This is a genomic window from Bacillus sp. CH_70 (genome assembly GCF_038007045.1).
Taxonomy (GTDB): Bacteria; Bacillota; Bacilli; order Bacillales; family Bacillaceae_G; genus Bacillus_A; species Bacillus_A cereus.
In genome coordinates, this window is the sequence record NZ_JBBOWL010000001.1 from 3,890,356 (window position 1) to 3,901,403 (window position 11,048).

Consider the following 11,048-nt stretch of genomic DNA (forward strand, 5'->3'; position numbering starts at 1 on the left):
CTTTTTTATAGTGCTTCTATAAATAAGGCAACCCCGATACCGCCACCGACGCATAAAGAGGCAATTCCTTTTTCTAACCCACGTCTTTTTAATTCGTGAATTAAACTTACCGTAATACGAGCCCCTGTACAACCAATTGGATGCCCAAGTCCTACGCCACTACCGTTTACGTTCACTTTTTCACGGTCTAAGCCTAACTCTTTCTCTACAGCTAAATATTGAGCCGCGAAAGCTTCATTAATTTCAAGTAAATCTGCATCTTCCAATGACCAATCTACTTTTTCTAAACCTTTACGAATTGCTGGTGCTGGTCCAATACCCATAATTTTTGGATCTACTCCAGCTACTGAATATCCAACAATTCTAGCTAACGGTTGTAAACCTTTTTCTTTCGCTTTTTCTTCGCTCATTAATACTAGAACTGCACTCCCGTCATTAAGGCCAGATGCATTTCCCGCAGTCACTGATCCATCTTTACGGAATGCCGGCTTCAATCCAGCTAATTTTTCAGCTGTAATATCGGCACGTGGATGTTCATCCTTCGAAAATACAACTTCTTTTCTACGCTCTTTTATTGTAATAGGAACAATTTGATCGTCAAAGTATCCAGACTCGATTGCCTTCAGTGCCAATGTATGACTGCGAAGAGCAACTTCATCTTGTTCCTCTCTTGTAATTTCATATTGTTCAACTAAATTTTCCGCTGTTTCACCCATCATAATATGGTGAATCGGATCTTCTAACACTTCCCACACCGTGTCACGAATTTCTCCGTGCTGTAGACGTTGTCCCCAGCGGTGCTGTTTCAATGCATAAGGGCTCGAACTCATCGCTTCTACTCCACCTGCAACAACAACATCACTTACACCTAATTGGATTTGCATTGCAGCTGACATAATTGCTTGCATACCTGAAGAACATTGACGTTGGATTGTATATCCCGTAACTGTGTCAGGAAATCCTGCCGCTAATGCAGCTGTTCTCGCCGTATTTGCTTCATCAGTTCTTTGAATACAATGACCTAAAATTACTTCATCAACTTCATGTGGTTCTACCCCGCCTCGTTTTACAGCTTCCTGAAGTACAGGAACAGCTAATTCTACTGGCGTTACATTTTTTAGCGCTCCTCCAAAAGTTCCAATTGGCGAACGAACTGCAGCTGTAATAACAACATTATGCATTTTGTACTTGCCCCTCTCTTATGTACCCTAGTCAGTTTTTAGGTGAAATTCCATAAGATGTATATCTACAACTATCATACTATAAACATACTAAAAAATCAAAATATTTAATATAATAAAAATAGAAGGAATTAACCTTCTATTCTGTCAGTGCATATAAAAACTTTTGCAAAATTTTCTCTGTCGTTTCATTCAATTTTGGCAACTTATCTACTGGAAAATATTGAAGTTTCAACCCTTCATGATCGAGCTTTAATTCCCCGCTCACATGATGTGCCTGATACAGATGAATGACATTGAAAATTTCATCGCCATTCGGATAACGGAAATATACTTCTTTTCCTGATAGAACACCAAGAAATTGCATTATTTTTGCAGTTAACCCCGTTTCCTCAAATAACTCTCTACGTGCCGTTTCTTCTGTCGTTTCACCCAGTTCCATCGCCCCACCAGGTACACCCCAATCATATGTATCTGAACGATATTGAAGCAATACTTCTTGTTTATCATTTAATATAATGATTGCTGATCCTACGAGAATAAGCGGTCTTGTACCAACGACTTTTCGTAACTCTTCAATATACCCCATATGTAAATTCCCCTTTCCCTAACCTCCCTTATCATAACAAAATTTCTCTCTTTTTGTTCATGTAATTTTAAAGAAAAAAAGGAAGCTTTCGCCTCCGTTTTTTCATCTTTATTTCTTAAAACTTTCATATTTTACAGCTTCAAAAGCTTCCTCAATTTCATCATTACGATAATGGACATATGTAAAACGACCCAATTCTACTAATCTTGCTATTTCCTGTAACGCTTTATGCTGCTCATATGTTTCTTTCAGCTTAATATGTAAATAAAACTTCATTAAAGGATGTTCATATAAAGGTTCTCCCACCTCTACATATACATCTTCAACCCCTTGTACAACTCTTACATAACTCGCAAATTGATAAAGTGCTTCTCTGTCTGAAACGATTTTTAATGTATACATATATTCTCCCCCTTTCCTTTACTATATCAAAAAGACGACCATACCATGTTATAGAACTATGAAATTTTTTCGACTTGTCATCTATATATTCAATAAAGAAGGCGTTTATCCATACATGACATCTTTTTCCCACATATATTATAGGAAGAACTTTTTTCATTTGAGGTGTTCCTTATGGATCCATACGTCAATATATGTATTTGCATTACTCCCGGCGCCGATATTTCTGATGACCGCATCGCAAAAGATTTAGCTGTTGCAGAATCAATTTGGCACCCCATTACATTTCAAATTCAAGAAGTAATTGTATTAAATGAACTTTTCCGTTTTTTTGACCGTGAAATCAGTTATAAAAATTCCATTCAAAGTCAAGAAAAGTTGGCATCCTTTTTCCAAACATGTGTAAATGAAGCTCCTGAATGCGACCTTTATATTTGTTATATTGGCAGTGATTATTTCAAAGAAACAGCAGTAATTGCCTGCGCTTATTCTTTAGCAAAACAACAGCAACTTACTGGCTATATCGTTTTAACAAATTCGGCTGCCCCTATGAAAAATATATATACGCTCGCTCACGAAATCGGTCATATTTTATTTACAAGACGTATTCATGGAAAACTTACTCATGCAGATCCTCATTCTCCAACCGGCTCGGAGCACCACCCTTCTCCAACAAATCTTATGTATCCGATAGTCCCTCGTCCAGAAAACGTTCATATTCATTCCTTATTAACAACAGAACAAAAAGCGCTCTCTTTACAAAGCTCTTTACTACAAAGAAAAAAACAGTAACCCTCATGTTACTGTTTAAAACAACTTGTTCCAATCAACAAACCAAATCCCGGCTGCTAGAAATAAAAATAGACAACTAAATGTAAATGTAATCCCTCTAAAAATCCCTATATAATATTTCTTTGGAAATAATTTTTGGTATATCCAGAGCAGCCGCTTTTTATTGAATTTCTAGTTCCCAATTTTTCTTTCTTCAATTTTTAAAGACCATCTCATTAATCCATATATACTTCCATACATAAGTAAGATCTTTGCAATTCCCCAAAATACATTTCTTTCTTCTAAGTCTTTAAATAAGAACATAATCGCAAGAGGAACAATTAGTACCACAACACCCATCCAACCAAGAACATATACTTCACCAATAAGAAGTAATAAAAATATAGTTACTGCTAATATATATGTCTGTATTGTCGACAATTGTAAAATTGGCGTCCCATACCATTTATTCATAAATATTAATAACACTAATAATAAAATAGGTATCATCACTACTACATAAATAATTCCAAACTCTACTAATTTACTTTTAAAAGAAGACATTCTAAACGCAACAATCGTTCCAATAATCGTAATGATTAAAACGATAGGATAACCGATTAACTGTACATTCGTTAACGTAAATTGTTGATTCGGATTTCCAAATAAAATATTTGTAAGTAACCAATATCCTCCTATTCCAATTATCATTCCTAAAATAGTCTTTATACTCCCGCTTTTATCCTTCTCCATCTCTTTCGCTAATTCTTCCGCATACTCTTTTGGTGAGTCACCAAATATGTCCCTTACCGTCTTCCCCTTTTTTTCACCTTCTATTAAATGAAGTTCTGCATCTTCTAGAAAGGCGTCCACCTCTTCTTCTTTAATCCCTTTTGTTATTAAATATACTTTCGTATCGATTAAAAACTTTTCTCCTTCTTTAGAAACATTCATTATAACCCCTCCCTTATTTAACCATTTCTCTTCTATTCGTCTTCATCATAATTTCAAGGAAAATTAAAATAAACAAACTTCCGTATAAACATATAATTTGAAATAACATTGGCATAAGATCTTCAGATGTAAATGTTTTAAACATTAACATAATAGAAAGCGGAATGATTAAATATAAGTTTTTAAACCATCCTTCAAAATATATATTTATAGCTACTGTTATGATAAAAATCCCACCAGCTACTATATAACTTTGAACTTCGGTGAATGTGAGCATTTTTGTAGGATATATCACATCTAATATCGTAACAGCTCCTAATAAAAACAATGGAGCAATCATAACTAAAGACCACATGGAAAACCATGTTTTTGTAAAGCTTGTGACGAAGGTCATTTTGCGAAGTAGAAAATTAGGACCCATAACAACTAAAATCAATGAAAAACTGTAACCGATACACTGAATAAGTGAAATCTGTAACATTCCATTATTCACTATTAAGATAGAAGCAATAATCCAAAAAGATACGATATTCATTACTGTAAAACCAATTTGCTTCCACGTTTCCTGTCTATCTCTTTCCATCACTTTTACAAGTTCATTTGCATATTCTTTCGGTGAGCTTCCGAAAATATCTTCTACACTCTTCCCCTCACTCTCACCTTCTATTAAATGAAGTTCTGCGTCTTCTAAAAAGTTTTCAATATCACTTTCTTTCACACTCTTTGCCGTCAAAAATAATCTCATATCTAACAAAAACTTTCGTGCTTCACTTGATAACATTATTTTCTCCTTCCCTTCCCTTCAAGTAGACGTTCTACACTACTTTGCATCGCTTCCCAGCGATCCATAAATTCATTTAGTGCTTCTTCGCCTTTTTCTGTTAATGTATAATATTTTCGCTTTGGGCCAGATGGAGATTCCTTCATTACACTTGTTATTAATCCTTCCTTTTGCATACGTATTAATAACGGATAAATACTTCCCTCACTCGCCATTGTAAAACCATACTTTGCTAGCTTCTCACTCATTTCATAACCGTATATTTCGCCTTCAGAAATAATAGCAAGTAAGCATCCTTCTAAAATCCCTTTCAGCATTTGACTTGTCGACATAATTCAAATCCTCCTACTATCTTGCTTTACAAGATAGATAAGCGTAAGTATCTTGCTTTACAAAATAGTATAGCAAAGACTATTTTGCAAAACAAGATAGCTAACGATATTTTTTCCAAATGTTTGCAGGATTTTCATTATAACCTCTCTAAATAGAGCACTATGAAAACTTTATTATGAAGGGATGTTTTTCATCATGGTTACAAATCGAGTTGTCTTTTTAACAGGTGCTGCGAGTGGTATTGGATATGAAATGGGAAGTGCTTTTGCAAAAGAAGGTGCAAAAGTTGTAATTACTGATCGTCTTGAAGAACGTGCGAAAGAAGCTGCTGAGCAATTGCAAAGTGAAGGTTTTCAAGCTATCGGTTTAAAATGTGACGTTACATCTGAAGAGGAAATTACAGCATCAATTTCTCAAACAGTTAGTCATTTCGGTTCATTAGATATATTAATTAACAACGCAGGAATGCAACACGTTTCACCCATTGAAGACTTTCCAACGGAAAAGTTTGAGCTACTAATTCAAATTATGCAAATTGCTCCGTTTATCGCAATTAAGCATGCCTTTCCGATTATGAAACAACAAAAATATGGTCGTATTATTAATGTCGCTTCTATTAACGGCCTTGTCGGGTTTGCTGGAAAAGCTGCCTACAATAGTGCAAAACATGGCGTAATTGGATTAACAAAAGTTGCCGCTTTAGAAGGTGCTACGCATGGTATTACTGTTAATGCCCTTTGCCCTGGTTATGTCGATACCCCTCTTGTACGTAATCAACTACAAGACTTAGCTACTACACGAAATGTACCACTTGAAAATGTTTTAGAAGATGTTATTTATCCACTCGTCCCACAAAAGCGCTTATTACAAGTACAAGAAATCGCTGATTATGCTATGTTTTTAGCGAGTGAAAAAGCTAAAGGTATTACTGGTCAAGCTGTCGTTATCGATGGTGGCTATACTGCTCAATAAAAAATAAAGTTTGCTCAAGAAGAGCAAACTTTATTTTTTATTGCGAGGATCTTCGTACTTTAGTAATTGCCGCGGGAGCTTCTCAATTGCAACAATTACCCCCTCTAATTTACTTTCAATACGGTGGAGTAAATATAATGTTACAACAATTGGAAACCCTACATTACCTATCATCTTGATCCACTCTTCCATCCTCTTCTCCTCCTTTCATTATATAAGTAAGAGAAAACAATACATTTAGGCATAAAAAAACAAGCTATTATGTATTAGCCTGTTTTTCAAATAATGATGCAATTTCTCGTTTATAATCCCCGCTTATAATACCTTTCTCAGTAATAATTCCTGTAATTAATTCGTTCGGTGTTACGTCAAATGCAGGGTTATAAACATTCGTTCCAATTGGTGCTACTTGTTTTCCAAAGATTTTCGTAACTTCTGTTTCATCTCTTTCTTCAATAATTATTTCGGCTCCAGTTTCTTTCGTAACATCAAATGTTGACAGTGGCGCAGCAACATACAATGGGATATCAAAGTGCTTTGCTAAAATAGCTAAATTCATTGTCCCTATTTTATTTGCCGTATCTCCATTTGCGACAATTCGATCCGCCCCTACAATAATTGCATTTATTTCTTTCGTTTGAATAGCATGAGCTGCAGTATTATCTGTAATAAGGGTCACATCAATATTTGCTTGCTTCAATTCCCAGGTCGTTAAGCGACCACCTTGTAAAACTGGTCTCGTTTCACACGCATATACATGTAAACGCACACCTTTCTCTTTTCCAATATAAAAGGGAGCTAATGCAGTTCCATATCTGGCAGTTGCGATACTTCCAGCGTTACAGATTGTTAAAATATTATCGCCATCTTTAAAACATGTTAACGCATATTCCCCAATATTTCGGCACACCGCTTCATCTTCCTGCTGAATGCGAAGCGCTTCTTCTTCTAATGTTTTTTGTGCTTCTTTTATTGTAGTAATCTCTCGAATAGATTCTCTCATACGATCAATTGCCCAAAATAAATTTACTGCTGTCGGGCGTGACGTTCCTAAATAATTACAATCTCTATTAAACTTCTTTTGAAATTCTTCAATATGTACAGTGTTATATTTTTTTGATGCAAGCGCCAAGCCAAATGCAGCTACAATTCCAATTGCAGGCGCTCCTCGTACTTCTAACATTACGATGCTTTTCCAAACCTCTTCAATAGTCGTCAATGTTTTGTATTCTGTGCTATGCGGCAATTTCGTTTGATTTAATACCGCAATTGCATCACCTTTCCAGCTTACAGATCTCGGAACAGTAACAATTGTACTCACGCTTTTACGCCCCCTGAAACTGTCTGTTGAAATAATGTTCGAAACAGTTGAATATCAGCACTTTTAGATTCATATTTTATTAGTTCTTTACCTAAGGATAGCGCTTGTTTCTTAGCTTGAATTCTTGTTTCTTTATTTTCTATTTCATCTAAATCTGCTACATGAGCTAAACCAATTGTTCTACGAATCAGTTCACATCCGGCAAATCCAACTGCATCAGTAAAGATATTTTGCAAAATAATTGGTAACCATTGTTTTTCTTTCGTATATGCTTCTACACCTTCTCCAATCCATAATTTTGTAAAAGTTTCTACAAAATAACTCCACGTCTTTTCTATATGGAAAAATAGTACACTTCTTTTCTCTTCTTCTCTAGATAAAGCATTTAGTAATAGATTTGCAATAAATTGACCTATGTCAAATCCAAATGGGCCATATGTCGCAAATTCTGGATCAATCACTTTCGTTTCAGAAGGTGACGAAAAAATACTACCAGTATGTAAATCACCATGAATAAGAGTTTCTTTTCTTGTTAAGAACTTATATTTATATTGTGCTACTTTTAGTTTTAAAGTTTTATCACTCCAAAGTTCATCAACCACGAGCTGTAAATCTGGCTCATAATCATTTGTATCATAATGTCCAAACGGATCTGTAAACACTAATTCCTCTGTAATTTTACAAAGGTCCGGATTTACAAAGGTACCTTCTAGTACCCTCTTCTCTTCTGACTGTAAACCAAAATCTGAAGTGTAAAATAAAACATGTGCTAGAAAACGGCCGATATGCTGGGATAAAAGCGGATATTCTTCTCCGTCTATTAATCCTTTTCTTGTAATTGTTAGTCTTGATAAGTCTTCTATTACCGTTATCGCTAACTCTTCATCATGACTGTACACTACTGGAACATAATCCGGTACATACTGCGCAAAAATTTGTAATGCCTTGCTTTCAATCGTTGCTCTTTTTATAGACAATGGCCAGCTTTCACCAACTACTTTCGCATAAGGCAGTGCTTGTTTTATTATAATTGATTTCTCTCCATCATCTAATTTGAACACGTAATTTAAGTTTCCGTCTCCAATTTCATGACAAACGACATTTGCCTTCGCTTCAAAATAGCCATGATCTTTCGCATATTGTACAGCTGTTATTTCTGTTAATGAATAATATCCCATCGTCTTCTCCCCCTTTTTAAATTCAGAGGTTTTTCTAACATAGAAAAACCTCTTTCCACTAAGAAAGAGGTTTGAAGTTTATCTTCTCCCCTCTTATCTGCCAGAAAGTTTTACTTTCTGCTGGAATTAGCACCGTGCCTTTTGGCGTAATAAACGCCCCATTTCACAATGGTATTACGGTCGGTTGCTGGGCTTCATCGGGCCAAATCCCTCCACCTGCTCTTGATAAGAGTTGTATAATTTTTTGAATTTTTAACTTTATGTTGAAGACTATACCAAGAATAAAAATCACTTGTCAACATTTTATTTGTATAATTCTGGACGGCGATCCGCAAAAACTGGAATTCCTTTACGTACTTCTTTAATTTTCTCGAATTCAAGCTCTCCAAATAAAATTGATTCCTCTTCATCCGCCTCTACTACAACTTCACCCCAAGGGTCCACAATTAAAGAATGACCCGCAAATACATTATTTGGATCCTTTCCTGCTCTATTACATGCAACAACATAACACTGATTTTCAACTGCTCTTGCTTGCAATAGCAAACGCCAATGTGCTAAACGAACTAATGGCCATTCAGCTACAACAAATAATACTTTTGCCCCTTTAGCAGTATGGACACGCATCCACTCTGGAAAACGAATATCATAACAAATTGTTCCAGCGCATTCAACATCATCCAGCTTAAATTCGCCCGTACCATTACCGGCTATTAAATATTTATGTTCATCCATAAGCTGAAATAAATGTACTTTACTATATTCGTTGACTAGCTGTCCTTCATTATTTACAACATACATCGTATTTGTAACGCCTTGCTCTGTTTGCTTTGCTATAGAACCACCAACAATATGTACATCATATTGCTTCGCCCATTCTATTAACTTTTCTTTCGTTTCCACTCCATCCCTATCTGCAATTTCAGAAAGTCTCGTTAAATCATATCCTGTTGTCCATAGTTCTGGTAAGACGATAACATCTGGCCTTTCCTTCATAGCTTCGCTTATTTTATTTTTAGCATTCTCAATATTTTTTTCTACATCTCCAAAAACAATATCCATTTGAATACATGCGACTTTCATTTTTTCAGCCCCATTCTTATTTTTTTCTTTACAAAATACTGGAAAGATTATATCATTTGTCACTAGAATTGTAACAACTTTCAAAAGAGGTGGAAAGTATGAAATTATTTCAACCTTCTGAGATAGTAACATCATTGCCAACACAATTTTTCGCTTCACTTGTTGCAAAAGTTAACAAAGTCGTTGCAGCTGGTCACGATGTTATTAATCTAGGTCAAGGTAATCCAGATCAACCAACACCGCAGCATATCGTAAAAGCTTTACAAGATGCTGCCGAAAAGACCATTCATCATAAATATCCGCCATTTCGCGGACATGAAAGCTTAAAGGAAGCCGTGACTACATTCTATAAACGTGAATACGGCGTCGAATTAAACCCAAAAACTGAAGTTGCTATTTTGTTTGGTGGGAAGGCTGGACTAGTAGAATTACCAATTTGTTTTACAAATCCTGGTGATACAATTCTCGTTCCGGATCCAGGCTATCCAGATTATTTATCTGGGGTTGCCTTAGCAAAGGCACACTTTGAAACCATGCCGCTTATTGCAGAAAATCATTTTTTACCGGATTATAAAAAAATTGACGACTCTATCGCTGAACGGGCAAAGTTAATGTTTTTAAACTATCCAAATAACCCTACAGGTGCTACTGCATCAAAAGATTTTTTTGATACAACCATTCATTTTGCTAATAAACATAATATATTAGTTGTTCACGATTTCGCTTACGGTGCTATCGGATTTGATGGTCACAAACCTGTTAGTTTCTTGCAAGCAGATGGTGCGAAAGATATAGGAATTGAAATTTACACGTTATCAAAAACTTTCAATATGGCTGGCTGGCGTATTGCTTTTGCAGTTGGAAATGAAAGTGTCATCGAAACCATTAACCTATTGCAAGATCATATGTATGTTAGTATTTTTGGTGCAATTCAAGATGCTGCTCGCGAAGCACTATTAAGTTCACAGTCTTGTGTAGTAGATCTTGTAAATAGTTACGAATCTCGGAGAAACGCTCTTATTTCAGCTTGTCACTCAATTGGTTGGAATGTAGACATTCCAACCGGATCATTCTTTGCATGGCTTCCTGTACCAGAAGGTTATACATCCGAGCAATTTTCTGATATTTTACTAGAAAAAGCACACGTTGCAGTTGCTCCTGGTGTTGGATTTGGTGAACATGGCGAAGGGTATGTCCGTGTTGGTCTCTTGCATACAGAAGATAGATTACGAGAAGCCATTAATCGAATTGATAAATTAAATTTTTTCAAAAAGTAATTGACAACATGAAAAATATCTGACAAAATTCAGTTATCTTAAAAATTTAAACATTTCTAAATACTTCTTATCAAGAGCAGGTGGAGGGACGAGCCCGACGAAACCCGGCAACCGATCTACAATCGTAGACACGGTGCTAATTCTCGCAGCATTATGCTGACAGATAAGGAGCTGGTTGTAAAAAAACCTCTCCTTAGCTGAGAGGT

General features: G+C 35.7%; 13 protein-coding genes, 1 pseudogene and 2 riboswitches. Of the genes and pseudogenes, 3 read left to right on the forward strand and 11 right to left on the reverse strand.

All coding sequences use genetic code 11. From position 1 onward, the window contains the following. Window positions 1–5: 5 nt before the first annotated feature. The 3 genes from N2V79_RS19700 to N2V79_RS19710 all read right to left on the reverse strand — a co-directional run bounded on the left by N2V79_RS19700 (window position 6) and on the right by N2V79_RS19710 (window position 2,172). Window positions 6–1,181 carry an acetyl-CoA C-acetyltransferase gene (locus N2V79_RS19700; RefSeq protein WP_000552078.1) on the reverse strand — a complete coding sequence of 392 codons (1,176 nt, stop codon included), beginning with the start codon at window positions 1,179–1,181 and terminating at the stop codon, window positions 6–8. A gap of 139 nt (window positions 1,182–1,320) precedes the next feature. Then, a complete protein-coding gene (locus N2V79_RS19705) occupies window positions 1,321–1,770 on the reverse strand; it encodes an NUDIX hydrolase (protein WP_002005651.1) in 450 nt (149 codons plus the stop codon). 108 nt (window positions 1,771–1,878) lie between these two features. Continuing rightward, entirely contained in the window at window positions 1,879–2,172 is a 294-nt protein-coding gene (locus N2V79_RS19710) for a DUF3928 family protein (protein ID WP_340720178.1), read from the reverse strand. Window positions 2,173–2,346: 174 nt separating this feature from the next. Here N2V79_RS19710 and N2V79_RS19715 point away from each other — a divergent pair, with 174 nt between their 5' ends. Beyond that, on the forward strand, window positions 2,347–2,964 hold the full coding sequence (locus N2V79_RS19715; RefSeq protein ID WP_000371606.1) for an ImmA/IrrE family metallo-endopeptidase: 618 nt from the start codon (window positions 2,347–2,349) through the stop codon (window positions 2,962–2,964). 15 nt (window positions 2,965–2,979) lie between these two features. Here N2V79_RS19715 and N2V79_RS19720 read toward each other — a convergent pair. The 4 genes and pseudogenes from N2V79_RS19720 to N2V79_RS19735 all read right to left on the reverse strand — a co-directional run. Beyond that, window positions 2,980–3,123 (reverse strand): annotated as a pseudogene (locus N2V79_RS19720) (DNA-binding protein); the annotation flags it as partial. A 12-nt stretch (window positions 3,124–3,135) separates the two neighbouring features. Further along, entirely contained in the window at window positions 3,136–3,897 is a 762-nt protein-coding gene (locus N2V79_RS19725; protein ID WP_001103075.1) for a DUF1129 domain-containing protein, read from the reverse strand. Between the two features lie 13 nt (window positions 3,898–3,910). After that, window positions 3,911–4,678 carry a DUF1129 domain-containing protein gene (locus N2V79_RS19730; RefSeq protein WP_053563717.1) on the reverse strand — a complete coding sequence of 256 codons (768 nt, stop codon included), beginning with the start codon at window positions 4,676–4,678 and terminating at the stop codon, window positions 3,911–3,913. Continuing rightward, the gene (locus N2V79_RS19735; RefSeq protein ID WP_000107988.1) at window positions 4,678–5,010 is read right to left on the reverse strand and encodes a PadR family transcriptional regulator; all 333 of its coding nucleotides are present in this window, start codon (window positions 5,008–5,010) and stop codon (window positions 4,678–4,680) included. Before N2V79_RS19735 ends, N2V79_RS19730 begins: the two co-directional genes overlap by 1 nt. A gap of 196 nt (window positions 5,011–5,206) precedes the next feature. On the opposite strand from N2V79_RS19735, the gene N2V79_RS19740 reads away from it, so the two are divergent. Continuing rightward, window positions 5,207–5,983 (forward strand): 3-hydroxybutyrate dehydrogenase, encoded by a 777-nt coding sequence (locus N2V79_RS19740; RefSeq protein WP_000258450.1) that lies wholly within the window; start codon window positions 5,207–5,209, stop codon window positions 5,981–5,983. 30 nt (window positions 5,984–6,013) lie between these two features. Here N2V79_RS19740 and N2V79_RS19745 read toward each other — a convergent pair whose 3' ends face one another. The 4 genes from N2V79_RS19745 to N2V79_RS19760 form a co-directional block, all read right to left on the reverse strand. Beyond that, window positions 6,014–6,175 (reverse strand): YvrJ family protein, encoded by a 162-nt coding sequence (locus tag N2V79_RS19745; RefSeq protein WP_000393338.1) that lies wholly within the window; start codon window positions 6,173–6,175, stop codon window positions 6,014–6,016. Window positions 6,176–6,242: 67 nt separating this feature from the next. Further along, a complete protein-coding gene (mtnA, locus tag N2V79_RS19750) occupies window positions 6,243–7,304 on the reverse strand; it encodes an S-methyl-5-thioribose-1-phosphate isomerase (RefSeq protein WP_069356152.1) in 1,062 nt (353 codons plus the stop codon). Further along, complete coding sequence (gene mtnK / locus N2V79_RS19755) at window positions 7,301–8,482, reverse strand: S-methyl-5-thioribose kinase (protein WP_053563714.1); 1,182 nt, start codon at window positions 8,480–8,482, stop codon at window positions 7,301–7,303. Before mtnK ends, mtnA begins: the two co-directional genes overlap by 4 nt. A gap of 90 nt (window positions 8,483–8,572) precedes the next feature. Continuing rightward, window positions 8,573–8,714: riboswitch (SAM riboswitch) on the reverse strand. 71 nt (window positions 8,715–8,785) lie between these two features. Beyond that, window positions 8,786–9,649 (reverse strand): carbon-nitrogen family hydrolase, encoded by an 864-nt coding sequence (locus tag N2V79_RS19760; RefSeq protein WP_069356655.1) that lies wholly within the window; start codon window positions 9,647–9,649, stop codon window positions 8,786–8,788. 14 nt (window positions 9,650–9,663) lie between these two features. Here N2V79_RS19760 and N2V79_RS19765 point away from each other — a divergent pair, with 14 nt between their 5' ends. After that, the gene (locus N2V79_RS19765) at window positions 9,664–10,842 is read left to right on the forward strand and encodes a pyridoxal phosphate-dependent aminotransferase (protein ID WP_069356153.1); all 1,179 of its coding nucleotides are present in this window, start codon (window positions 9,664–9,666) and stop codon (window positions 10,840–10,842) included. 64 nt (window positions 10,843–10,906) lie between these two features. After that, window positions 10,907–11,012: riboswitch (SAM riboswitch) on the forward strand. Window positions 11,013–11,048 lie beyond the last annotated feature (36 nt).